The organism is Rothia mucilaginosa (assembly GCF_019334805.1).
Lineage (GTDB): Bacteria > Actinomycetota > Actinomycetes > Actinomycetales > Micrococcaceae > Rothia > Rothia mucilaginosa_C.
Map to the genome: position 1 here is coordinate 478,843 of NZ_CP079822.1, position 23,754 is coordinate 502,596.

Consider the following 23,754-nt stretch of genomic DNA (forward strand, 5'->3'; position numbering starts at 1 on the left):
TAGAAAAACTGAATGTTTTTTCCAAAATTCATTTAGATTTTCTTAATGATTGTGCGGTGAGGTTTTCACCCCGCGCCCCCTCCGAACCTCCTGTTCGAAGAGACAAGGTGAAGTTTGTAGCGGCATCGCTATCCATCTCTCTCAGGCTAGCACTTTCAGAGCGCAAATATCGAACCCACTTCGTAACAGACGAACACTTCAAAACCAGTCCCAAAAGCATCTTCAACCCCAAGAATCATCACATTCAGCGCGAAAATACTCGCTACACAAGCCAACATGTCGGCACCCCACTTCAGACGTCTCAAAAAGAGCCGGCCGGAAGCCCGCGCGGTACCATATACAAGAGTCCACGATGAGAGACGCACCATGGAATACGGTGGCAACCACAGCCAGCGCAATGCCGAGTGCACCAGGGAGGAAAATATGTCCATCTACGACATCCGACGTATGCAAATGCTCCTCGAAATCCAAGAACGCGGCACCGTCATCGCTGCCGCAGAAGCGCTCAGCCTCACCCCCTCCGCCGTCTCCCAGCAGATTGCCACCCTCGAAAAAGAAACCGGCACCCCGCTTCTGCAGCGCATCGGCAGGCGCGTACAGCTCACCAGCGCCGGACTCATCATCGTCGACAGCGCCCGCAGCATCCTGCGCGAACTCGACCGCATGCAAACCTCCGTCGCCAACCTCACCGGCGAACCCGCAGGCATGGTCCGCCTCGCCATCTTCCAGTCCGCGGCCTTCGCACTGCTACCGGAAACCCTCAGCTACCTTGCCGAACACGCACCCTCACTCACGCTGCAAGTACTGCAAATCGACCCCGAAACCGGCACCTCACTCACCCGAAGCCGCGAATACGACATGGTGCTCTCCGAAGCCTACCCGCACCATCACATCCCCGAATACCCCGAACTGCATTCCGAGCTACTCACCGAAGACCCGCTCAGCCTCATCGTGCCCAGCACCTCCACCATCACCTCGATTGAGGAAGCGCACGCACTGCCCTGGGTTCTCGAAATGGAACAGAACACCTCCCGCAGCTGGGCGCTCAACCAGTGCCGCACCGCAGGATTCGAGCCGGTCATCCGCTATAGCGCCAATGACATGATTACGAACTCCAACCTCGTCAAAGCAGGATTCGCCGTCACCATCGTGCCCGGCTTCATCCTCTCCTCCCTATCCACCACCGAGGGGCTACGCATCGTGGAGCTGCCCGGCAAGCCCTGCCGCAAAATCTTTACCGCCGTACGCCGAGAGTCCGCCGCCAACCCCGCCATCGCCATGGTGCGCGAAGCACTGCACCACGCGGTCAAGGTAGCATTCGGCGAGCATGAAAAGACCGAAACCGCATAAGAAAAACCAGCTGCCACCCATGCCGGCAGACTAGACAATGCAAAGGTCGGGGCCGTTCCAACGAACGACCCCGACCTTTCACTATGCCTTTTTGAACAGGCGCCTATATATAGAGGTATAAAAGCACAGGCAGTGGAGTCGTTTCCCCGCCGAGCCCATCCCTCACAGGGTCGGCTCAACTACTAGTTCAGCGAAGCAACCACAGCCGAGCTCTGCACCTCGTAGAACGAAGACGACAAACCAGCCGCCGCCATATCCAGCACAGCGCTCACATGAACCTGCTTCAATGCAGAACCGGCAACACCCGAAGCCACCTGGTAATTCAGCTGAACATCCAAGCGGTGACCGCGAGGAATAGCAGTGCGCAACTCCAGAACATTCTCGCTACCGGCACCAGCTTGACCGGTCTGCTCGCTACGGCGCACCGCATCAAGATTCAGAGCATCCACAGGAGCCACCAAAGCCGAAGCACCCAGGCTACCCGAAGGCAGCACCGCCTGCCCCGAGGTGACACGAAGAGTCACCGCGGGATTCAACAACAAACCGGTCTTCGGATCCTGCGCGCGAGCACGCACCATCAGGCGAGTACCCACCGGCAGCGTCGAATTACCTTCATTAATAATGCTCAGGCGAGTCGGCAGATTCCGGAAAGCAACAGTACGCGCAGGCTGGCTCTGCATAGACACAGCCTGCACACCGTTAGCAACCTTCAACTCCAGGCGGATGCATGACTCGTTATAGCGCATCGGAACCTGCACCAGCGCAGAACTCGCCGCGCCACCGTGCTGTCCACCGCCGCGCTGTCCGCCAGGACGCTGGGTCACCGGGGTCACGCGAGCGCGCTTACCGCCCGAACGAGTTGCCGCCTCCGCAGCGCTCACGCCGCCAGCCACCAGGGCAGCCGAAGCGCCCGCAACCTTCAACGCGGTACGGCGAGAAGCGTTCATCAGATTATTCTTAGTCATTTTCTACTCCTCTAAGCCTTCGCGATACGGTACACGCCGCTAATTGTGCCCTGCCACCAGGTGCCGTAACGGTCAATCGTGCCCACCATCTGCAGGGTGTCACCACCGCCAAGCAGCAGGCTCACATGCTGAGGCAGGCGCTGCTCGTGCATCGTCTTACCGGTTTCCATGTCTAGCGCGACAGCCCACGCGTAAGCACCATTCGCCAAACCAGCCGGGCCGCGGCGACGCTCACAGGTATAAATCAGGCCGTCAGCAGCGGAATAGCGAGGAACAGCCGAAGAGTACACATCCTTACGGTCCCAAATCTTACGCAGACCGCGGTCGGTAATATCCCAACGCTCCATACCGGGAGCAAAAAGCGCATTCGCAGGAACCGACGGGCCGGCACCCTCCGGGTACTTCGGGTAAGGGTAGCCGTAGGTGCTTGCACCGACCATCGTGTTACCCACACCGATCATAGAATTCTCAGTGCCAGAGGTACCGGCAGTAAACAGGCCGGCGCTACCGACCTTCGCACCGTTATCGGTGCGGTACACAATGACCGACTCCTGAATATCAGAGTTATCGGTCAGCATCACGTAATCCGAACCGTTCGGGCCAAAGAACGTCGGGGAGGCACCCGAACCCCACGCGAGCTTACCGGGCTTGCGGGCGCTACCTCGATCGTACGCATGCCACCACTTGAGGGTGGGCGCACCGGTTGCGGTAGCGTTCAGCATATAAATAGCGTGGGAGGTCACTACGCTCACACCCTGCGGGCACGCCGAAATCGAGTTGTCAATACGCTCGCCTGCAATCGACGCCTTGTTCAGACGCATCGAGCGAATCGTGCCGCGGGCAGAATCAATCACCGCGATGTAGCCGTTCTTCGTCGCAACCCAAATGCGACCGGACCAGTCGGGCACCAGACCAACCACAGCGTCGTTGGCGCTCTGGGCCAGCATGCGGCTCAGGTCGATGCGATCCTCCACGCGAATAGTGCGACCGTCGCTCGAGTGCCCCAGCTTCAACAGACACTGCGAACCATCCACCAGAACCATGCGGTCCTGCGCGTCAAGGTAGGCGTACACGCCACCGAGCAGTGCACCCTTCGGAATGTCCAGGTGCGAAAGTTCACGACCGGTATGCGGATCAAGGATAGAGAGCTTCGGGGTGATGAACTCGCCGTGGGCGAAGACCTGGGTGCAGAGCACCTGAATGAAGCCGTCGCGTCCGGCAAGAATCGTCGGGCAGGCGCCGCCGAGCTTCGTGCCGGTAATCTTCCAATTGCCTGCTCCGGGGCCGGCAAGAGGAGTAGCGTCGGAAGACTGGGCATCACCGTGCATCGTGGTAATGCCGGGTGCGCCCAGGTGCGGATTCGCCTGGGCGTTATAGGTGGGGGTCATGGTTGGTTCTTTCTAACGGTGAGTGGCGCACACCTTCAAAGGAGTGCACTAATATGCGCTTTCACATGCGCAAACGTTTCACATTGTAGGGTCAGAAAGCAGTTTTTGACGACACTAAAGGGCACCTTGAAACATCCTTCAGGCGGCGCTTGAGAGCTTCATCCAGAGAGCTTCACCCAGAAAGCCCTCAGCACTACCCTTTCAGATTCACCCTTCCAGATTCAAGGCGCCCTTTAACCCATAACCACGGACCTCATGCCCGCTAACCTCATGCCCGCGGACCTCATGCCCGCGGCAATTATTTCAGCTACTTCTCCATGAGCGCCTTTGCCAGCGCATCATCAAGAACCAAATCGGTAATCGCACCCGTACGCAACGCACCACGCAAAGCACGCACACGGTGAGTACCGGACGCAACGCAAATACGGCGCGGAATACGAGCCAGCTCCTTCGGAGTCGGACCGGACGCACGCTTATTCAACTCAAGATCAGCCCACGAGCCGTCCTCACGCAGAAGAATCGTGCACATATCCCCCACCACACCCAACTCACGCAACTGACGCTGCTCCTGCACCTCAAAATAACCACCCGAATACACGTGAGAAGGAATAGGTCCGCCAAAAGCACCCACACCAAAAATAGCGAGGTCAACATTCTGCTGGGCATGCAGATTCCTCTGCACGCTACGCTCACGCCACATGGCAGTCTTCGTCTCCGCGTAGTCAAAGAACGCGGGAACCGGGAAGTGAATCGCCTGCGCATCATAAGCATTCACCAGCTGCCCCAGCAGAGAGCCCAGGTACGGAATACCCGAATGGTGCGCATTACCGGCACCATTCATCTGCACGACAGTCACACCCTTCAGAGGGCGGCGCGGCAGATGACGAGAAATCTCAGTCATGGTTGAACCCCACGCCACACCCAGGCTTGTTCCATTGTCAATCAGGGAATCAAGTAGCGCCGCCGCGGTGCGAGACACCTGGCTCATACGAGCAATCGGGGTGGCATCCGAACGGACATTCACGAGGGTAACGCGCACCTTATAGCGCTCACCGATGCGGCGCTCAAGCTCGCTACGGGCGCGGAAGGAATCATCTAGACGGATCTGCACCATGCCGCTTTCACGAGCACTTTTAAGGAGGCGCGATACAGTGGCGCGGGAGACTCCCAGACGAGCCGCGATAGCATCCATCGTCATGTTGTGGATGTAGTACAGCTGCGCTGCCTCATAGGTATGGTTAGCGCGTTCGTTCATCTGCCACAGACCCCCAGTGAAAATCCGTTCATACTGCTTGGTTATTATTTCACCATTGGGTTTTACTAAATGCAAGATGAAACCCCCACGCCGCACAAGCGGCAATACAGGAAAGAGCAGTACATGAGCTCCCAGCACATTGCACAGCAGTCTCAGCTGACCGCCGAGTCCCGCGCCAAGGCGCTCAAGAGCATGGTCAACGAAGAACTCGACATCTTGGTCGTCGGCGGCGGCATCACCGGTGCAGGCATTGCCCTCGACGCAGCAACCCGCGGTCTGCGCACCGGTATCGTCGAAGCAGGCGACTGGGCTGCAGGCACCAGCGCATGGTCCTCCAAGCTCGTTCACGGCGGCCTGCGCTACCTCTACAACCTCGACTTCAAGCTCGTGACCGAAGCACTGACCGAGCGCGGCCTGCTGCTGAACAAGATCGCACCCCATCTGGTGCACGCACAGCCCTTCCTGTGGCCCCTGAAGATGCCCGTCATCGAGCGCGCATACTCCGCAATCGGCATCGGCATGTACGACACCCTCGCATTCCTCGGTTCCCGCGGCAACAAGGGCGTCCCCTCCCAGCGTCACTTCACCAAGACCGGCACCAAGACCGTCTTCCCCGACATCAAGGACTCCGCATTCAGCGGCGCAATCCAGTTCTACGATGCACGCGTTGACGACGCACGCCTCGTGATCGACGTCGTCCGCACCGCTGCAGGCTACGGCGCACTGGCTGCATCCCGCACCCAGGTTGTCGGCTTCACCAAGGACGCATCCGGCCGCGTCATCGGCGCAGAGCTGGCAGACCTGGAGACCGGCGAGCGCCTGAACGTGCGCGCAAAGCACATCATCAACGCAACCGGCGTGTGGACCGAAGAGTCCGAGTCCCTGGCCAACCCCGAGGGCGGCCTGGAGGTGCTCGCATCCAAGGGTATCCACATTGTGGTTCCCCGCGACCGCATCAACGCAACCAGCGGTATCTTCACCAAGACCGAGAAGTCCGTTCTCTTCATCATCCCCTGGCAGCGTTACTGGATCATCGGCACCACCGACACCCCCTACACCGAGGACCGCGAGCGCCCCGTCGCAACCAGCAAGGACATCGACTACGTCCTGATGCAGGCTAACAAGCTGCTCGCTAACCCGCTGACCCGCGAAGACATCATCGGCACCTACACCGGTCTGCGCCCGCTGCTGCAGCCCAAGGTCAAGGACGGCGCAGCATCCACCAAGGTTTCCCGCGAGCACACCGTGACCGAGGTTGCACCCGGCATGAGCGCAATCGCAGGCGGCAAGCTCACCACCTACCGTGTGATGGCTGCCGACGCTGTGGACTTCGCACTGGGCGAGCAGGCTAAGCAGAACCCCTCCGTGACCGCAACCATCGGCCTGGTCGGTGCTGACGGCTACCACGCAATCGCTGCTAACCGTGCACGCTACGCAGAGCGTTACGGCTGGGATGAGGACCGTATCACCCACCTGCTCGAGCGTTACGGATCGCAGATTGAGGACCTCGGCGCTCTCATCGACGCTGACCCCTCCCTCGGTGCTCCCCTGGCTAAGGCACCCCAGTTCCTGCGTGCAGATGTCGTCTTCGCTGTCCGCTACGAAGGTGCCCTGCACCTGGAGGATGTACTGGTCCGCCGCGTACGCCTCGACCTCGAGCAGCGCGACCGCGGCCTGGCTGCCGCCGATGAAATCCTTGAGATTCTGCGCTCCGAGCTCGGCTGGGACGACAAGAAGGTCAAGGAAGAACTCGACCTCTACGCCGCACGCGTGCAGGCTATCCGCGAGGCGGAGTCCACCTCCACCGACACTGAGGCATCGGCAAAGATTGAGGCTGTCACCCCCGTGGCACCCCGTGTGAAGCTCTAATCCGTAGAGATTCCACGCACCTTTCGTGACCGGTTATCCGGTACGAACCGACCGTTCACCCCTCACCGAGCATGGATTATCTCATATTTTCGGTGAGGGGTGGACGAGAGGTTAAATAACCGTTTACGATAATCCCCTGCATAAGAAGCAGCGAGCTAAATACAGGGTTAACCCACTGGTACGATCTGCTTCTCATCCAGGAACATCCATCAACTTTTCGTAGCAACCGCTACACATTTCAGCACAGCGTTGTGCCCCGATCCGCCCGTGCGGTGAGGATGCACGGGAATACGCAAGCAAAGGTTCGCTTGCCTTCCAGACGCTTCGTCTTCAAGGAGCAACAATGTCTCTTCTTACTTCCGCAGGAACTGTACTTGCAGCCGGCTCTTCCGCTCTCGTGGATGCATCCGGTGCCCCCACCACTCTTGGTTTTGTACTTTCCGAGTTCTTCGGTACCTTCATCATGATTCTGCTCGGTGCCGGCGTATGTGCCGCAGTGACCCTCAAGAAGTCCTACGCTAAGGACGCAGGCTGGGGTGTTATCTCCTTCGGATGGGGTCTGGCAGTGTTCACCGCCGTGTACTTCTCCTTCCATTCCGGTGCGCACATGAACCCCGCTGTGACCGTTGGCCTGGCAACCGCAGGCAAGGACCTGGCAACCGGCGTTCCCGCAACCCCCGGCAACATTGCCCTGTACATCGTCGCTCAGATGCTCGGCGCAATGGCCGGCGCAACCGGAGCGTACCTCACCTACAAGAAGCACTTCGATGAGGACCCGGGCGACCGCCTCGGCATCTTCGCAACCGGCCCCGCCATCAAGTCCTACGGCTGGAACGTCATCACCGAGATTATCGGTACCTTCGTCCTGATTGGCTGGATCATCGCATCCGGTAAGACCCCCAGCGAGCTCGGCCCCCTGGCTGTTGCCCTGGTCGTTGTATCCATCAGTATGAACCTCGGTGGCGCAACCGGTTGCGCTATCAACCCCGCACGTGACCTCGGCCCCCGTATCGCCTACACCTTCCTGCCCATCCCCGGTAAGACCGGCTCCAACTGGTCTTACGCATGGGTTCCGGTTGTTGGCCCAATCATCGGCGCTATCCTCGCAGGCCTGATCGTTCCGGCAGTTCTGCCCCTCTAAACCTCTCTAATACCCCCCCGTTCTTTTGTTCTAAGGAAAAATCAATGACGACTTCTCTGCACTCCGCAACCCTCAACGTCGAGCGCAAGTACATCCTCTCCATCGACCAGGGCACCACCAGCTCCCGCGCGATCCTGTTCAACAAGGCAGGCGAGAACGTAGCGCACGGTCAGCTCGAGCACGAGCAGATCTTCCCCAAGGCAGGCTGGGTCGAGCACAACGCAACCGAGATTTGGCAGAACGTCCGTAAGGTCGTAGCAATGGCTATGACAAACGGCGAAGTCAACCACCACGAAATCGCTGCAGTCGGCATCACCAACCAGCGCGAAACCACCGTCGTGTGGGACAAGAACACCGGTGAGCCCGTCTACAACGCAATCGTCTGGCAGGACACCCGCACCCAGGAAATCGTTGAAGAGCTCGCAGGCGAAGAGGGCGTCGGCAAGTACCACGACATCGTCGGCCTGAACCTCTCCACCTACTTCTCCGGCCCCAAGATCAAGTGGATCCTGGACAACGTTGAAGGCGCACGCGAGCGCGCAGAACGCGGCGACCTGCTCTTCGGCAACACCGACACCTGGCTGGTCTGGAACCTGACCGGTGGTGTTGACGGTGGCGTTCACGTCACCGACGTGACCAACGCATCCCGCACCCTGCTGATGAACATCCGCACCCTCGAGTGGGATCCGCAGATTGCTGCAGACATGGGCATCCCCATGAGCATGCTGCCCGAGATCAAGTCCTCCTCCGAGGTGTACGGCTTCGGTCGCCCCACCGGTCTGCTCAGCGGCACCCCCATCGCGGGTATTCTGGGCGACCAGCAGGCTGCAACCTTCGGTCAGGCTTGCTTCGAGAAGGGCATGGCGAAGAACACCTACGGTACCGGTAACTTCATGCTCATGAACACCGGCAACGAGCCCGTCTTCTCCGACAACGGTCTGCTGACCACCGTCGCGTACAAGATTGGCGACGCAGCTCCCGTCTACGCTCTGGAAGGCTCGGTCGCAATGAGCGGCTCCCTGATCCAGTGGCTGCGCGACAACCTGCGCATGATCGAGAACGCTGCAGAGTCTGAGGAACTGGCTACCTCCGTCAAGGACTCCGGTGGCTGCTACGTTGTTCCCGCGTTCTCCGGCCTGTTCGCACCTCACTGGCGTTCCGACGCTCGCGGCGTCATCGTTGGTCTGACCCGCTACGTGAACCGTGCACACATCGTGCGTGCGGCGCTGGAAGCAACCGCATTCCAGACCCGCGAGGTTCTGGACGCAATGAACGCTGACTCCGGTGTTGAGCTCTCCGAGTTGCGCGTGGACGGCGGCATGACCGCCAACGAGTTCCTCATGCAGTTCCAGGCTGACATCCTCGGCGTTCCCGTAATCCGCCCGAAGGTTGTTGAGACCACCGCTCTGGGCGCAGCATACGCTGCAGGTATCGCTGTTGGTTTCTGGAGCGGCGAGCAGGACGTTGTGGACAACTGGGCTGAGGACAAGCGCTGGCTGCCCTCCATGGAGCCCGCAGAGGTCGACCGCCAGTACCGCCTGTGGAAGAAGGCTGTCTCCCGCACCCTCGAGTGGGTTGACGAGGACGTTCAGACCTCCTAATCGCAGCACCCGTTGCCTAACGGCACGGCCAGCATACTAACGAAGCCTCGGCTGCTTCTCCCCCGCTGTGGGGTTGAGGTAGCCGGGGCTTTTCGCTGTTTTATGACGCTCAATTCAACGTTTATTGCGGCGTAATTTCTACAAAAATTAGTGCTGGGGTACCGTTGGTTTTTGTAAATTCGGTATCTTCCGCCGGTCACCTGGCGCGGTGTTGTTCGTGAGGTGTCAGTACCGCACAGGACGCGTACGCGACATATTCATGCGCTGTCCTGACAGGAGTCGACGGTTCGCGCTGATACTTATTTACGCTCCTATCACCGTCCGCCGTGGTTCCTGAAGAACTGCGGCGGACGGGCTTATATAAGGGTTAAACAGTTTGTGCCTGACCTTCGTGGTCAGGCACAAACTGTTTACTCGCGTCAAAAACTACACACCGGAGGGGCTGTTCGGCACCGTCGGAAGCGGGATGGTGCGGTCGTCCTCGCCGCTACCTCCGGTACCGCTCTCAGCCGCATCCTGAGGGCGGTTAGTAGCCGCTCCAGTAGAGGCGGCAGGCTGACGATTCGGCATATCCCTCGCCACAATCACACGAGCGGGACGCAAAGTCCGGTCACCCAGAATATACCCTTCCCGCTCCACCGATACCACAGTACCGGCAGGGTAATCGGGCGCAGAAGGAACCACACCCGAAACCTCGTGGATCGCCGGGTCGAACTTACCCACCGCGTCGATGCGCTGCAGTCCGCGAATCTCAAAAATACTGACGATCTCGTCGGCAACAGACTCGCTCAGCGATGCACTCGCGTCCTGATTCAGCAGACGGTCCAGGGCGTTGAGCACATCGCGGAAGAGGGAACGGTACGCCTCTCCGGATGCTCGTTCGTCACGTTCCTGCAGGCTTGCCTGTACAGAACGAATAAGCTGGTTCTTAGCGCCGTCCTCGGCGATGCGCTGCGCAAAACGTTGGTTGAGCTCGGTGAGCTGCTCCAGGACGCGCACCTCAAAGTCTTCAGTCACAAAAGGTGAGGCAGGCTGAGGCGTTTCCTCTTTAGCGGTGGCTGTCATCCCCTCATGCGTTTCCTCGTGCGGGGGCTGTTCTTTAGCCTCGCCGCCAACCGGCCACAGTTCAGGCTCAGGGACGACAGCGTCCTGAGGATCATACGTTGACACGGTCACATCTCCTTTCAAAGTTATCAATGATTGTGGGGTGCTCCCGCTCTGAAACCGCTACGGCTGACAGAGCGGGAGTATGAGGAAGATAGGCGCTCTCCCCTGTGTTCTTTGACGGCTTTCCTTAGCGGCCCAGCCTGCTCAAGCTTCGGATGAAGATACCGAAAATCATCAGGATGACGCCCAGAATTCCCGTTGCAGCTCGAGTGGGGTCATACCCCTGCCCCGTTAAAGCCCTCTGGTTGGTCTTCCAATAGGGCGGGAAGGCTGTGTAGAAAGCAAAGAGAGGAAGAAGGATGAACGTCACCAGCGTCATGTATCCGTTGATCGTGTCGTAAGCAGCCTGGTTTGAAGAGCGGATCGCCCCCTGCAGGAGCGCCCAGATGACGCTCAGGACCAGAGACCCTGCAAAGAACGTAACCACAAAGCGCACCAGCCTTCCGAAGGTAAAGGGACGGCGGCGGGCAAAACGCATGTTCTCTTCAATGTTCCGGTACTTTAGCAGCAAATCGTAGGGAAGCAGATACGCGTCCCGGACCTTTGACAGGCTCGAACGAATCGCCTTCACCTGCTCTTTCGAGTTGATGATGGTTACCCCGTTGTAGATAACGCCGTGGGAGTCTGCCTCCTCCATATGGATGATGGCGTGCAGACGTAACATCTGCGGGTTATCGGGGTACGCGGCAAGTGCGTTATCCGCATCCTGCAAAGCTTCAGCGTGCTGTCCCACATTCCAACGACTGATGATGAAGTCGCTGATATAGTCGGTGTCCTCCGGTTTCAGAGCCATCAGCTGACGGTTGATCCCCATGACGCGCTCGTAGTCTCCGTCGCGTTGAGCCAGGCTACGCTCCATCATGAGGAGGAATTCCTCATGTTCCGAACCGTAACGGCGTGCCTGCGAGATAGCGTGCATGACATCTCGGCGACGGTTATAGTCCCAATCGCCCCACAGGTATGCCGCTGCCAGTTTCTCCCACGCTTCAACGTCGTCGGGACGAATCCTGTGCATTGCCTGCGCGAACTTTACCAGAGAGTTCCAGTTCTCGTTTTCCCAGGCATAGCGCATGTCAGCGCGCAGACGTTCCTCTTTAGAATCTCCGCTCGTAGAACGATACTCCGCAGAAGGTCGGGGTGCGGGTCCTCGACGCTTCAGCGACTCATCATAAGAGGCACGGGCAGAAGGATTCAGCAGAGTCTGCTCAACCCGGTCAAGCAACTCCAGGCGGTCCTCACCCTCACGCGCCTTGGCGCGTTCAGGGTGGCTGGTCAGGAGGCGGTACCGTTTGCGTTGCTCACGCAACGCTTTCTCCACGTCCTCAGCCGTCGCGTTTTGTGGAAGGCCGAGAACCTCATAAAAATTCTCAGTAGTCATAGGTGCTCATATCTCACCGGTGTTTCATCACCGGTGGTAATGGGTAGCGGGAGGCTAGTTCACCTCCATGCCGCCGATCTTGCGCTGCGCCTCCTGCACTTCTTCGGGTCGCAGGTTAGCCACACGCTCAATATTGAAAGAGCCGAGAGAAGCATTCGCGGTCAGGTCAATCACCTCAACACGAACCGTCTGGTCCACGTCGTAGGCGTAGATGACCTTCAGCGGCGCACCCTTCGGGTAGGCGGGCAGGGAAAGCTCACCGGTACCAACAACGGTCACCAGCTCGGGGTCGCGTTCCTCGCCCTGAGTGACCTTAATGTCCAGGGCGTTCTGGCCGTCGAGCAGGGTTCGGGTGTTCTGTTCGTGGGTGCAGGGAACCTTGGTGTTACGCGGAATCACCACATGGTTAAAAGTCGAACCGTCGGCGTTGTAGAGGATAATGCCCAGCGCCTGGCTGGTCACGTCGCTAATCTTGACGCTACCGCCCAGGAAGCCCTCCACGGTAGCCTTGGAGCCAACCTGCTCCGTGCTGACCTCCACGTCGCCAGCCAGGGTTGCCTGAACTGCAGCGCCGAGAGCGACCGCCTCATCAGGGTTGATATCGAGCTCAGGGGTCTTACCGGAGATACTCTCCACCAGGGTTCGAACCGCAGGCATGCGAGTCGAGCCGCCCACCAGCAGCACCTTATCGATATCAGCCCAGGTCAGCTTCGCCGCGCTCAGAACGTCCTCGAGAACCTCCTGGGTACGGTTCAGCAGGCTGACCGTGCACTCCTCAAACTCCTCACGAGTCAGCGGCACACGGTAGTGCTGGCCCTCAGCAGAGAACTGCACATTCGTCTTCGGAACAGTCGACAGCGCCTTCTTCGCAAACTCAGCCTTCTCACGCAGCGCAGCGGTGAGGGACGGGTCTTCCAGCGCGTCCGGAGCGCCCTGCTCCATCAGACGCTTATTCAGGTACTCCATCAGGGCGTTATCGAAATCGAAACCACCCAGGTTACGGTCACCGTCAGTAGCCAGAACCTCAAATTCGGTGCCGCTAATCTTCAAAATAGTGACGTCAAAAGTGCCACCGCCCAGGTCGTACACCAGCACGGTGCCGTTGGCGTCAGCTTCCACACCGTACGACAGGGCTGCAGCGGTCGGCTCGTTCAGCACACGCAAAACATTCAGGCCAGCAATCTGACCCGCGTGGGCGGTAGCGGTACGACGTGCATCATCAAAATAAGCGGGCACGGTGATGACGGCGTCGGTTACCTCTTCGCCCAGGGCAAGCTCAGCGTCTTCCTTCAGACGCTTCAGGATAATTGCAGAAACTTCCTCAGCGGTGTACTGGGTACCCGAAGAAGCATCAAAACGCCAGGTCGGGTCGCCAATAAAACGCTTGACGTACTGGACAATGTCCTCGGGGAACGCTGCTGCCTGGCGCTTCGCCTGCTCGCCAACCAGAGGCTCATCCGCGCCGCCGAAGGACTGGAAAAGCACCACGGAGGGGGTGACGGTGTCGCCTTCTTTGTTGCGAAGCACCTCAGGCACACCCGTAGGACGAACCACCGAAACTGCAGAGTTCGTGGTTCCCAGGTCAATACCAATTGAAATACCCATAAGTCATTCTCTTTCTAGTCGTATGCTTGCTGCGGCAAAATACCGCAGATGTATATGTGAGTTAGCGTTTCTGGTTATGTCTGCGATAGCCGGCGTCCGCGCTACGGCGTCGCAATACCGTTTCAGGGCTACGTCAACGGTTCGGCTCGTTTCAGCCCGTACCACCACGGCACAGGAGGCGCCAACGGAGAGTTCTTCTTCGCACGCTTCACGAAGGACCGGTCATCAGCCCATCGGGCGGGGAAGGCCGCCGCCATGAATACGTACGGGAACAAGATGACCTGTACAAGGTCCTTGATCCACACAGATACCGCGATGTCAGCCGGAATTGCGCTCAAACCAAGTAGCTCCACAAGCTGCGGAAGGAAAAGGTAATTCGCAAGGAAAAGAGTGACCATAGCCCCCATGAGGGTCAGGCGGCTTCTGCGTCGTCGGGCGGCAGCTACAGCTCCACGAATCTCCTGAACAGCCTGCTCAAGTTCAGCAAAACCGTTCAGAGGCAACCTCTTCAGCTGGGACAAACGCAACTGGGCTAAACGAACCTGGGCGGAACTCACCAGCAGGCCCAGCGGCGAGCGCGATGCAGCGTACGGGTTGGGCCCGGCAAAACCGCCGTACGTGCAACGATAGACGTCGTACAGCAGAGCCCATGCGTACGCCTGAACGATCGCCGCGTCACGGCGACCGGACTTGTACTCTTCACGCGCTTCACGTATCGCCTCTCGGGTATGCCCCGCCCCGGCCTGCTGCACTATCGCCTGTGCTGCTTCCAGCTGCTGGGGGTCCGAGTCCCGCCTCTCGAGCTGAGGAAGGATGCGGTACGGGATCCTCCAGGGCTCGTTCGGAGCGGGGGTACGTTGAGCCGGAGCTTCTTTCTTCGGCCTCTGCTTCTTTCGAGGCGCCTTACGCTTCTTCGGCTTTTCAGGCTTCTGACGCTGCTGAGAAGGCTCAGGTGCAGTAGGGGCAACCGGAGGCTGGTTAGGAACAGCTTGAGTCGGAGGCGTCGTCGCCGAAGGATGCGGCGCATCCGGCGCGTCAGGCACACGCTGACGCAAACGCTCTAGCTCCCGCTCGTGCTCTTGCTCCTTGCGGCGCATCTCCTGCCGCAAACGTTCCATCTCACGCCGCATCTGCTCGGCCTGTTGCTGAGCATCAAGGGTCTGCCGTTGCAGGTCCTCATTCGGCTGAACAGGTACAGTTTGTTCAGCCCCTGCACTTCCACCGGCGGAAGCTGCCGGGGAGCTCTGAAGATTCGCGTCGTAGGCCGCACGAGACTGCTGATCCAGCAGATGCTTCTCTGCCTCAGCAATCAGCTGCATCAGTCGTTCGCTCTCGTGACGCTTTTCTGCGTTCGGGTGATTCGCGCGTGCCCGGGCAGAACGACGCTTCTGAACGATTGCCTCACGCACCTGTGCTTCGGTTGCGTTCGGTTCAATCTCCAGGATTTCGTAGTAATTCTGCATGACGATAGCTAGTCCTCATCGCTTTCTCGTCGGTCTTCGTAGACGTTTTACGGACGGTTTATGTAGGGGTGCTTGAGGCCCGGTACCGAGCCTCAAGCTATAGGGTTGTTCTTCCGCCCCGACAGGTATGTGGCTACCCGTCACCTACATGATGGTCATGCCCCCAATGCGTTTCTTCGATTCCTCCACCTGAGCTTCCTTCAAATTGGACACTCGCTCGATGCTGAACGTGCCCAGAAGAATGCCGGAGGTCAAGTCCTTCACCTCCGCTTGGATAATCTGATCACGATCGTAGCTGTAGGTGATGGATAGCGGTGCGCCCTTGGGATAAGGCGGCATGCGAAGGGTTGCTTCACCTACGAGAGTGACAAAATCCGGATCCTTGTCATCACCTTGAGTGACACGGATTTCAACCTCGCTCTGGTAATCGCACACAGTCTTTACGGTTGTCGTCTCACTCGCAGGCAAGGGAGTATTACGGGGAATGATAATGCTGTTGAATTCTTCCTTATCGTCTTCATCCAACACCAGCACACCCAGTCCCTGACTTGTCACGTCCTGCACACGCACCGGAGCACCGATGTAGCCTTCGACTGCTGAGCGTCCGCCGAGGTATCCGACGGTCTCCTGGCTTTCCGGCGCCAGAAGTGCCGCCTGTACCGCGGCTCCGAGGGCCACAGCTTCATCGGGGTTGATGCTCGTGTCAGGTTCTTTTCCGCTCAGGGTCTTGAGCATTGCGCGCACGGCAGGAACACGGGTAGATCCACCGACCAGAAGCACCCGGGAGATATCTGACCAGTTCAGACGCGCTGATTCCAGAGTGTCGATGACCAGGTCACGCGTACGGCGCAGAAGACGCTCAATGCGTCGTTCAAACTCAGCTCGTTCAATAGTGACGCGGTACGAGGCGTTCCCGGCAACAATCTGCACGGTAGCAGTTGGTGCCGAAGACAGGGTCTTCTTCACCTGTTCCGCCTGCTCACGCACCACGTTAAGAGTGTTCAGGTCGTCGAGGCAGCTGGGGCCTCCCTGTGAACGGACCCGCTCATCAATCATGAGCTGCAGTTCGCTGTCGAAGTCATAACCGCCCAGTCGGCGGTCACCGTCCGTCGCCAGAACCGTGAAATCACCGCCTGAAACGTTCAGGATGGTCACGTCAAAGGTGCCGCCGCCCAGATCGTACACCAGGACAGTCTCGTGGGTGTTACCCCTGGTAGAGACACCGTAGGCGAGCGCCGCAGCCGTGGGCTCGTTCAGCACGCCCAGCACGTTGAGCCCAGCAATTTCGCCGGCGTGGCGGGTCGCTAGGCGGCGTGCATCGTCAAAGTATGCAGGCACGGTGATTACCGCGTCCGTGACGGGGACATTCATCTGCATCTCGACGTCTTCTTTCAAACGACGCAGAATCATTGCGGAGATTTCCTCCGAGGTGTAGCTGGAACCCGTAGCCGAGTCGAAACGCCAGCTGGACTCGCCCATATACCGCTTAACGTGCTGAGCGACATCTGAACCAACACGGCTTGCGTGTTGCTTTGCTTGAACGCCAATCAGGGGCTCGTCACCAGCACCGTAGTCCTGCAGCAGGACTACAGAGGGGGTCGTATTTGCCCCATCGCGGTTTCGCACAATCCGCGGCACGCCGGTGGGATCCACCACAGCAGCAGCGGAGTTGGTTGTGCCCAGGTCAATTCCGATGGCAATTCCCATCGTTTTTCTCCATCCCTCGTCGAGTAGTGTTTTTCACGGAACGCCGCATCTCTGAGGCTCCGTATAGGTTGGCTCCGTATAGGTTTAGAAGGTCGTATATGAGTCCCTATTCATGAACGCACCGTGACCAGTTGTGTAGTCCCAGCAGGTCACGCCCTTTTCCGTCGCGCCACAGACAATGTTCCCGCTGTACACGCTGGTGTTATACAGCAGCACAGCGTCAGTCTGGGTAAAGGTTTCAGGGGTTTCGTGAGAGGTCAGGCGTGCTTCTTCTGCGGTGAAATCGATCCACCAGAGGGGCTCGCCATCGGCTGCTACTCCGTAGGGCTTATCGTCGTAGTAGTTCACGATTCCACACCCAAATTTTCCGTCGATATTCTGGCAAATAATATTGCCTGTCGGAGAGCGGAAAATCGGAGCGGTCAGCCCGTTACGGGTCGTTGAAGAAAGCAGCTCAACAGCACCGGAGGGGATGCGCTTCTCCCCTGCTCCGGGGTATGCATCGGCAGGGATTTTCCCCTTCTTGGGGGTGCTCGAGGAGCTGAGCTGGATGCCCCGGAATAGGTTCTCTACGAATCCTCCGCCGCTACCATCGGGGTGTGTGTACCCCCAGATGTTTCCGCATCCGGTCAGCAGGCAGGCTAGAGTAATGGCCAGCGTGGCACCCACGCCACGGCGAGGCTGCTTCTTCTTGTTGTCAACGTTCATTGTTCTTCCTTCCTGCGAGCCTTCCTGTAAGGGCTCCCGTAGAGCCCGGCTAGTGTGCCGGGCTCTACGACTGGCAAACGGTACGGCTGGCAAACGGTTACGCGCCCCAGGGTAGTACCCCGCGGCGGGCCTTCGTCAGAGCGTCACGTGCATCCGGGTCGGTTTCCATCTTTTCTTCAAATGCTCGGTACTGGTCGAGCACCATTGCGTCAATGACTTCACGTTCACGCGAGCCGAAGATGGGAGTAGGTAGCTGCTCTTCCAGGCGGCGAAGGACTGCCTGAGAAATAAGCATGGTGCCTTCCGTCTTGTAGAGGTAGGGCAATGCGTAGCCCACGCGGAGTACCGTCACCGGCAGTCCCCATTCGTAATGAATGGTGAAGGCGAGGTTCTCGGTCTGCTCAGCGACCTCATGGTCGAACGTACCGCTCTGGAATTTTGCCGGATGCGATACATCGTAGGGCGCGCCGGGTTCGCATTCTACGCATCGACGGTAATACTCCGAGAGAGGGATTGGCTGCTCGTAGAGCTTGCCGTCGGTGCGGTAGGTTGCGGTCGAGCAGGGGGTCTGCTCGTATCGTTCGTCGTAGTCCAGCGCGCCGGTCTCAAGAATGATAACCTTCGGGTTGTACGCGCTAAGTTGCGTCAACAGGCTGTTGAGGGCTTCGTCCCGCTGGATATCAGGCACCTGCCCGTAAACAAGCACGAGGTGATGGTCAGGGGTTACCCCCTCCTCACCGGGCAGGAGCATGTGCCGAATTCGCATTTCCAAAGCTTCGTCACTCTCGTAGAGTGCCTTATTCATCTGGTCAACACGGAAGGAGCGTTCCTCAGGCGCCATGAGGGCGACGGTACGCAGAGGCTGGCAGTTCGTCCAGCGGCTGTCCTTCGGGCCGCGACGGTAATCCACCAGACCGGGGTACACGCCAAATACAACGGTGCATTCGGCTCCTTCAGCCAGTTCCTGGACCATCTGCTGTGAGTTCATCTCCTGTTCCATGTTCTCGGAAGCGGATGCTTCGTCCTCAGCCGCGTTTTTGATGTCTACCTGAATATTGGGGTTGCGGGTGGCCTCGTACCATTGGGCGTTCGGGTCCTTCGAGAAGGTTGAGGTTCGGTACGCTATTTCGCCGTATGCCTCGAACTCGATTGCCACGCGGGTTGCTAGTTCGAAATCCCAAATAATTCCTTGGACGACATCCACATCAATCGGTAGCTCTTCGACCTGGGGATATTCTTCTGCCGCCTGAATACGGTTCGTCTGCCAAGTGGTAAGAGCGTGGCTTCCTGCAGACATCTGGTAGGTCATTTGGTAGAGCGCTTCAACCGACTGAATGTCCTGCAGCAGTTCTTCGCCGAAGGGGAAATACTCCGTTTCACGCAGGTGGTTCGTCAAAATCCACAGCATGTGCGATGCACCCCAGACGTGAGGTCCCATACCCAAAATCTGCGGAACACTAATGCGGTAGATATAGACATTCAGGGTGCTCTTATTCCCAAATACCTCAGCGATTTCCTCAGCGCTCAGAGAGGAACCGATTTCCGGGGTGGATTTGATGAGCTCGTTGCCTTCAATGCAGGGGGTTTTACCGCGGCCATCTGCGGGAAAAGCCGAGTGATCCTTCCAGAAGACGCGGGGCTTGAACGAGCTGTGCAGGCTGAGGTTAACGATCTCTTCACGCTGCCCCTTAGCGGTGCCGGGCGCGCCCTTCATCGGCACAGAATAGGTGGTGAATGATTCGTAGCCGGGCCCCAGCTTCTCATTGGCTACCCCGGTAAAGTGGGAGGCCAGCACGTACACCTTAGTACGGTTCCAAGTTTCGGCGGCGCGCAGTTTCGAAGCAAAAAGGGCGAGCTTGGCGTAGAACCCCTGGGGGTTCTTATCCGGTGCGTCACCGGTTACCAGGTACAGTCGAGGTGTTCCGTACAGGCTGGATAGCGCGTACTTCTGATTGACAGGACCAAAGTCTGCTCCCATCACCAGGTGACATACGGGAGGGTTCAGAGGAGGTACCGAGTAGAAGGGGGAAAAATCAAACCCCAAGTCTACGGTCCGGCATTCGGAGGCGCTCAGGTGTAGCGCCTCCACGGCGAGAGAGGCGTTCGTCGGTTGCCCTGCTGAGTCGTTCAGTCCCAGGAAAAGAGCCGCGTAAGCGTTCTTGGCAGCGTGCGGGTTGTTAAGTTCAAGGGTTCCGCATTGATCGTGGGCACGGTATCGGTCACGGAAGTAAGCAGAAACGCGCTCAGCGCTCCCCCAATCGCCGGTGAAAGTCGTCATCTCGATGGCTCTCCTCATTATGACGGTACCGTCGCTGGCATCATCATATGTCGTATGGGTGTGGTTGTGTTCAGTGTCTTAATCATGCCACAGGTCATCTTCACCGAGTGACCTGTATCGTCATCTACTCCTCTGCTGAGACAGTTATTCACATGTTGTGTGGGGTTGGTCTAACAGCGTTTGTTTGCCTTTGATGTCCACTTCAAGCGCCGTATCATAGATATATAGGCTTATTGATTCTATTCTGGTCGCCGAAGATGGCGGTTGGTTATGCATCTGGCACCTTCCGGTGGTCGTGAGAACGGAGAGAGGCTCCGTTGGAAGGAGGGAGCGGGTTTCCCGCACCGATTATGGTTGATGTCCGTCGCCGCAAGCTTGCAATTATTGCTATGAACGTTTCGGTTCTTGCAGCTGCTCTCTCCTGGCTGTTGGTGCTCTTCTCTGTCATGTATTCTCCCGCAGCTGTACCGTGGGCTCTGGGCGTTGCTATCGTACTGACTGTGATTGGCGCCTACGCGCTGTACCGCTACTACTCCAAGTACTCGCACGTGCTCCCGAGCGAGGACCCGGACGCACACGATGTGCTCGGTCACGACCTGCACTCGACCCACCTGCCGCACCTTCACCACACGGAGGGCAATCCCAACGGAGCAGCTGCTAAGTAGCGTGCCTGCCATCCCCTAGACAGCATAAATGTGCCGCCTCACCGGTACCGGTGAGGCGGCACGTTTGCATTAAAATCGCGGTTCAGAGTCCGACCCTACACTCAAGATTATTTCTGGTTTGAGTCAGTGCTCCGCTGCGCTTCAGCTTCGGCTCTGGCTAGTTCTAGTCTTTTGTTCTCTTCGACGATCAGAGCGTTATATTTCCAGCCGGGGATTCGCTCAACAAGCCACCCAACCCAGAGGAGCGCAGCGGTAATGAGAGCGACAGGAATCAGGTAAATGAGGGCTCTCGGGTCCCGGGTGTGGTCTGAGGTGCTCCCCGCGGTGAGTTCCCACAGCGCAAGGATTGGTACCGCCATTATAGGCATCACTATAAAAAGGATGAGGGCATAGTAAATGCCCATCATGCTACCGGGCCTGCCTCTATTCATACGGGCTTGGGTGACGGCTCTCTTCAGACGTTTGTATTCCTCTAAGGTTTCGCCGTCTAGAAGCGAAGCGTTAGGGATCTTGGCCATGACGTACCGTACGGCTTCTAAATCTGAGGGCGAGCAAATAAAGATATGTCCCTGGGACGTAACGGTATATTCTTTCGCGATGTCGAGGCACGCCTGCGCGTAACGGTTATTAAGCTCTCGGCTCTCCGGGTTTTCTTTGAGTTGCCGGCGGATGTCTTTCAGATCTTCCATGTTTCTCCTTGCAATTTCAGTCATCGTTGAACCCATCGTTGGGGTACGAGAAACACAGGCCATCCCCTACCCGCTGCGGGGTGGAGAAGCCGGAGTATTGAATTGCGGTGTATCGGTGTGTACTTCACAGAATGCCAGCTCTTGGGGCTCAGGCAAAATTGACGGGGCGTCTTGAGATGTTTCAACAGCGGTGCATACATCTCATATATACCGGTCAGTTATAGACAAAACCCGCTACAGGTACGGTACGGAGGCACCCCTCCCCTATGATGGTTGAAAGGGGTATTTGCCCTTTGCACCATCGGCAGTACACACCCACGAGCCTACGAGGAAGAGCATGACCAAAGCGACCGATTCGCCGCAGCCGCCGGAAGCGCTCACGCGCTGGTACACTCGCTACTCGAGCCCCGTCGGCGTGCTCTATATCGCCGCCCGCGCGAACGCGATTGTTGGCATCTGGTACGAGGATCAGGCACATTTTCCGCTCCCCCATGAGCTCGGTGGACTCATCGAGAATCCCGGAGCCTACCTGCGGGAGCACGGCGCTGCAGAAGGTGAAGAGCCAGCCGATGAGTATGCTGCGGCGCAGCTGCTGTCGCGTGCTGAGGTAGAGCTCTCTGAGTACTTTGAGCGCAAGCGCACTTCTTTTACATTGCCGTTAGACCCTGAAGGCACCGATTTTCAGCTGATTGTATGGGAGCATCTGAAGACTGTTCCTGCTGGGTACACCACGACCTACGGTGATATTTCGCGAGCGGTCGGCCCCGGTGCCCCCGCGCAGGCGGTGGGTCAGGCGGTTGGCCGTAACAAAATTTCCATTATGATTCCTTGTCACCGCGTTATTGGTGCCGATGGAAGCCTCACCGGTTATGCCGGCGGTGTTGAGCGTAAACAATTCCTCCTTGATTTGGAGGAGCCGGAAGAGGTGCGGGAGGCGCGGCTCTTCTAGCGCCTGCCGGCTAGTCTTCGAAGCTCATGACGGGATAGGGTATGCATCGGATGCGTATCCCGCCCTTTTTCGTACCTGTTTTCGGTTTCGATGCTCTGCAACACGACACAAAATCGAATATAGTTGCGACTCAATCATAGAAGAGCTACTGTTTAAGTAGAACATGATTCCGAAACACTCGGATCGGCTCAGCAATCTCAGAGAGGAGAAACCGTGACCTCGCAACCTAACATTCCCGCCAAGCCCCTCGAAAACACCCCGAACTACCCCACGTGGGTGACCGATGAGCTTCTGCGCGACTACTACGACACCGAATGGGGCATGCCCGTCACCGATGAGCGGGGACTCTTCGAAGCCCTGAGCCTCGAGGCTTTTCAGGTGGGACTCTCTTGGCGAACGATTCTTGCCCGCCGCGAGGCATTTCGTCACGCTTTTGAAGGCTTCGATCCCGAACGCGTGGCTGCGTTCACCGACCAGGATGTTGCGAGACTCCTCCAGAACGAAGACATTATCCGTAACGAGCGGAAGATTCGCGCGGTCATCTCCAATGCACGGCTGACCCTGCGGATGCGCGAGCTTGCCGCAACGCCCCGTGACGCCTCCACGGAGGATATTCGTCTTCCCCTTATCGCGCCCTCTTCTACCCCGGCCAAAGAGGATAGCAGCGAGGCGGCAGACACTCGCCGCCGTCGGGTTCGCACCCTGAGCTTCGAGGATCTGGAACGGATGCGCGAGCGCACCCTCAGCGACGGAACACGCGTACCGGCTGGCTTGCCCGCGTGGCTGTGGTCTTTCGCGCCGAGCAATACTATCGCGCCGCATACCCTGCAGGATATTCCTACCGATACGCCCGAGTCCGCGCTCCTCGCCAAGTCTTTTAAAGCTCTGGGCGGGGTATTCCTGGGCCCGGTGACCGCGTATGCGCTCATGTGTGCGGTCGGCATGGTGGACGCTCACCTGGTGGGTTCGCATCGGCGCGGCTGTTCGGGGCTCTTTACCTAAGACCCCTCGCCCTAAGCTCCCCTCGCTCGGCGTGCTCGCACCCAAGAGCATAGAAAAGCCGCGCGCCACTTCGTAGAAGTAAGCACGCGGCTTCTATACGTTGAGATGTTCCGCTCTGAATTAGATCGTCACAGGGTTAGATCATCACGAAGAGGAAAATCAGCGCCAGCAGCGGCGGGGTCAGCTGGATTAGCGCGGGCTTGCGCTTTGCCGGGGAGGTGAGGAACAGGTAGATACCTGCGATTGCCATAGAGCCCAGGCCTGCGAACATGAGTGCCACGCCGACCTGCGGGGAGCCGAACCAGAAGGCAAGTAGACCGGTTGCGGCAATCCAGGCGAGCATCAGGTTGTACAGGCCCTGGTTTGCTGCCATCTCCTTGGTGGATTCGGCGAATTCTTCGGTCATGCCGAAGGTTTCGCGGCCCTTGGGCTTAGTCCAGAGGAAGGATTCGATGATCCAGATGTACACGTGAATAGCGATTGCTACGAAGGCAAAAACGGTGGTGACCGTTGCGAGTGCCTGCATTATTTCTCCTTAAGCAGTAGGTGTTCTATGAGGCACCTGCCCGTTCTT

19 protein-coding genes are annotated in these 23,754 nt (G+C 58.3%); 7 read left to right on the forward strand and 12 right to left on the reverse strand.

The genetic code is table 11. The features are described from left to right. Positions 1-423 precede the first annotated feature (423 nt). The gene (locus LPB405_RS01815) at positions 424-1,350 is read left to right on the forward strand and encodes a LysR family transcriptional regulator (RefSeq protein WP_044150600.1); all 927 of its coding nucleotides are present in this window, start codon (positions 424-426) and stop codon (positions 1,348-1,350) included. Positions 1,351-1,532: 182 nt separating this feature from the next. Here LPB405_RS01815 and LPB405_RS01820 read toward each other — a convergent pair whose 3' ends face one another. From LPB405_RS01820 to LPB405_RS01830, 3 genes are all read right to left on the reverse strand, one after another. After that, positions 1,533-2,315, reverse strand: coding sequence for a transcriptional initiation protein Tat (locus LPB405_RS01820; RefSeq protein WP_219101705.1), 783 nt, complete (start codon positions 2,313-2,315; stop codon positions 1,533-1,535). 11 nt (positions 2,316-2,326) lie between these two features. Further along, a complete protein-coding gene (locus LPB405_RS01825; protein WP_219101706.1) occupies positions 2,327-3,703 on the reverse strand; it encodes a 6-pyruvoyl tetrahydrobiopterin synthase in 1,377 nt (458 codons plus the stop codon). Between the two features lie 307 nt (positions 3,704-4,010). Continuing rightward, entirely contained in the window at positions 4,011-4,958 is a 948-nt protein-coding gene (locus LPB405_RS01830; protein WP_219101707.1) for a sugar-binding transcriptional regulator, read from the reverse strand. Positions 4,959-5,081: 123 nt separating this feature from the next. On the opposite strand from LPB405_RS01830, the gene LPB405_RS01835 reads away from it, so the two are divergent. From LPB405_RS01835 to glpK, 3 genes are all read left to right on the forward strand, one after another. Further along, positions 5,082-6,827: a glycerol-3-phosphate dehydrogenase/oxidase gene (locus LPB405_RS01835; protein ID WP_219101708.1), complete on the forward strand. Its 1,746-nt coding sequence runs from the start codon at positions 5,082-5,084 to the stop codon at positions 6,825-6,827. Positions 6,828-7,170: 343 nt separating this feature from the next. Then, the gene (locus LPB405_RS01840; protein WP_219101709.1) at positions 7,171-7,968 is read left to right on the forward strand and encodes an MIP/aquaporin family protein; all 798 of its coding nucleotides are present in this window, start codon (positions 7,171-7,173) and stop codon (positions 7,966-7,968) included. Between the two features lie 44 nt (positions 7,969-8,012). Then, positions 8,013-9,569: a glycerol kinase GlpK gene (glpK, locus tag LPB405_RS01845; protein WP_219101710.1), complete on the forward strand. Its 1,557-nt coding sequence runs from the start codon at positions 8,013-8,015 to the stop codon at positions 9,567-9,569. A 426-nt stretch (positions 9,570-9,995) separates the two neighbouring features. Here the strand turns inward: glpK and grpE are convergent, their stop codons facing one another. From grpE to LPB405_RS01880, 7 genes are all read right to left on the reverse strand, one after another. Continuing rightward, the gene (grpE, locus tag LPB405_RS01850) at positions 9,996-10,745 is read right to left on the reverse strand and encodes a nucleotide exchange factor GrpE (RefSeq protein ID WP_219101711.1); all 750 of its coding nucleotides are present in this window, start codon (positions 10,743-10,745) and stop codon (positions 9,996-9,998) included. Between the two features lie 118 nt (positions 10,746-10,863). Beyond that, entirely contained in the window at positions 10,864-12,114 is a 1,251-nt protein-coding gene (locus LPB405_RS01855; RefSeq protein ID WP_219101712.1) for a tetratricopeptide repeat protein, read from the reverse strand. A 54-nt stretch (positions 12,115-12,168) separates the two neighbouring features. Then, positions 12,169-13,719, reverse strand: coding sequence for an Hsp70 family protein (locus tag LPB405_RS01860; RefSeq protein WP_049362819.1), 1,551 nt, complete (start codon positions 13,717-13,719; stop codon positions 12,169-12,171). A gap of 128 nt (positions 13,720-13,847) precedes the next feature. Continuing rightward, entirely contained in the window at positions 13,848-15,182 is a 1,335-nt protein-coding gene (locus tag LPB405_RS01865) for a J domain-containing protein (RefSeq protein ID WP_219101713.1), read from the reverse strand. Positions 15,183-15,326: 144 nt separating this feature from the next. Beyond that, complete coding sequence (locus tag LPB405_RS01870) at positions 15,327-16,889, reverse strand: Hsp70 family protein (protein ID WP_219101714.1); 1,563 nt, start codon at positions 16,887-16,889, stop codon at positions 15,327-15,329. An 84-nt stretch (positions 16,890-16,973) separates the two neighbouring features. Beyond that, the gene (locus LPB405_RS01875) at positions 16,974-17,597 is read right to left on the reverse strand and encodes a hypothetical protein (RefSeq protein ID WP_219101715.1); all 624 of its coding nucleotides are present in this window, start codon (positions 17,595-17,597) and stop codon (positions 16,974-16,976) included. A 97-nt stretch (positions 17,598-17,694) separates the two neighbouring features. Further along, the gene (locus LPB405_RS01880; protein WP_219101716.1) at positions 17,695-19,875 is read right to left on the reverse strand and encodes a hypothetical protein; all 2,181 of its coding nucleotides are present in this window, start codon (positions 19,873-19,875) and stop codon (positions 17,695-17,697) included. A gap of 350 nt (positions 19,876-20,225) precedes the next feature. Between LPB405_RS01880 and LPB405_RS01885 the strand changes: the two genes are divergently transcribed. After that, positions 20,226-20,540 carry an N-acyl-D-glutamate deacylase gene (locus LPB405_RS01885; protein ID WP_257604950.1) on the forward strand — a complete coding sequence of 105 codons (315 nt, stop codon included), beginning with the start codon at positions 20,226-20,228 and terminating at the stop codon, positions 20,538-20,540. A 107-nt stretch (positions 20,541-20,647) separates the two neighbouring features. Here the strand turns inward: LPB405_RS01885 and LPB405_RS01890 are convergent, their stop codons facing one another. Continuing rightward, positions 20,648-21,253, reverse strand: a complete 606-nt coding sequence (locus LPB405_RS01890; RefSeq protein WP_219101718.1) for a hypothetical protein — start codon at positions 21,251-21,253, stop codon at positions 20,648-20,650. Positions 21,254-21,566: 313 nt separating this feature from the next. Between LPB405_RS01890 and LPB405_RS01895 the strand changes: the two genes are divergently transcribed. Continuing rightward, positions 21,567-22,178 carry a methylated-DNA--[protein]-cysteine S-methyltransferase gene (locus LPB405_RS01895; protein WP_219101719.1) on the forward strand — a complete coding sequence of 204 codons (612 nt, stop codon included), beginning with the start codon at positions 21,567-21,569 and terminating at the stop codon, positions 22,176-22,178. Between the two features lie 213 nt (positions 22,179-22,391). Further along, positions 22,392-23,180, forward strand: a complete 789-nt coding sequence (locus LPB405_RS01900) for a DNA-3-methyladenine glycosylase I (protein ID WP_219101720.1) — start codon at positions 22,392-22,394, stop codon at positions 23,178-23,180. Positions 23,181-23,316: 136 nt separating this feature from the next. Here the strand turns inward: LPB405_RS01900 and LPB405_RS01905 are convergent, their stop codons facing one another. Next, on the reverse strand, positions 23,317-23,706 hold the full coding sequence (locus tag LPB405_RS01905) for a DUF1304 domain-containing protein (protein WP_219101721.1): 390 nt from the start codon (positions 23,704-23,706) through the stop codon (positions 23,317-23,319). Positions 23,707-23,754 lie beyond the last annotated feature (48 nt).

What these genes read in the sequence shown, in the direction of transcription:
- LPB405_RS01870 (WP_219101714.1), bottom strand. Translation starts at nt 16,889, where the DNA reads ATGGGAATTGCCATCGGAATTGACCTGGGCACAACCAACTCCGCTGCT.
- LPB405_RS01895 (WP_219101719.1), top strand. Translation starts at nt 21,567, where the DNA reads ATGACCAAAGCGACCGATTCGCCGCAGCCGCCGGAAGCGCTCACGCGC.
- LPB405_RS01830 (WP_219101707.1), bottom strand. Translation starts at nt 4,958, where the DNA reads ATGAACGAACGCGCTAACCATACCTATGAGGCAGCGCAGCTGTACTAC.
- LPB405_RS01835 (WP_219101708.1), top strand. Translation starts at nt 5,082, where the DNA reads ATGAGCTCCCAGCACATTGCACAGCAGTCTCAGCTGACCGCCGAGTCC.
- LPB405_RS01825 (WP_219101706.1), bottom strand. Translation starts at nt 3,703, where the DNA reads ATGACCCCCACCTATAACGCCCAGGCGAATCCGCACCTGGGCGCACCC.
- LPB405_RS01865 (WP_219101713.1), bottom strand. Translation starts at nt 15,182, where the DNA reads ATGCAGAATTACTACGAAATCCTGGAGATTGAACCGAACGCAACCGAA.
- LPB405_RS01905 (WP_219101721.1), bottom strand. Translation starts at nt 23,706, where the DNA reads ATGCAGGCACTCGCAACGGTCACCACCGTTTTTGCCTTCGTAGCAATC.
- LPB405_RS01875 (WP_219101715.1), bottom strand. Translation starts at nt 17,597, where the DNA reads ATGAACGTTGACAACAAGAAGAAGCAGCCTCGCCGTGGCGTGGGTGCC.
- LPB405_RS01815 (WP_044150600.1), top strand. Translation starts at nt 424, where the DNA reads ATGTCCATCTACGACATCCGACGTATGCAAATGCTCCTCGAAATCCAA.
- LPB405_RS01885 (WP_257604950.1), top strand. Translation starts at nt 20,226, where the DNA reads ATGGTTGATGTCCGTCGCCGCAAGCTTGCAATTATTGCTATGAACGTT.
- glpK (WP_219101710.1), top strand. Translation starts at nt 8,013, where the DNA reads ATGACGACTTCTCTGCACTCCGCAACCCTCAACGTCGAGCGCAAGTAC.
- LPB405_RS01840 (WP_219101709.1), top strand. Translation starts at nt 7,171, where the DNA reads ATGTCTCTTCTTACTTCCGCAGGAACTGTACTTGCAGCCGGCTCTTCC.
- LPB405_RS01860 (WP_049362819.1), bottom strand. Translation starts at nt 13,719, where the DNA reads ATGGGTATTTCAATTGGTATTGACCTGGGAACCACGAACTCTGCAGTT.
- LPB405_RS01855 (WP_219101712.1), bottom strand. Translation starts at nt 12,114, where the DNA reads ATGACTACTGAGAATTTTTATGAGGTTCTCGGCCTTCCACAAAACGCG.
- LPB405_RS01890 (WP_219101718.1), bottom strand. Translation starts at nt 21,253, where the DNA reads ATGACTGAAATTGCAAGGAGAAACATGGAAGATCTGAAAGACATCCGC.
- LPB405_RS01820 (WP_219101705.1), bottom strand. Translation starts at nt 2,315, where the DNA reads ATGACTAAGAATAATCTGATGAACGCTTCTCGCCGTACCGCGTTGAAG.
- LPB405_RS01880 (WP_219101716.1), bottom strand. Translation starts at nt 19,875, where the DNA reads ATGACGACTTTCACCGGCGATTGGGGGAGCGCTGAGCGCGTTTCTGCT.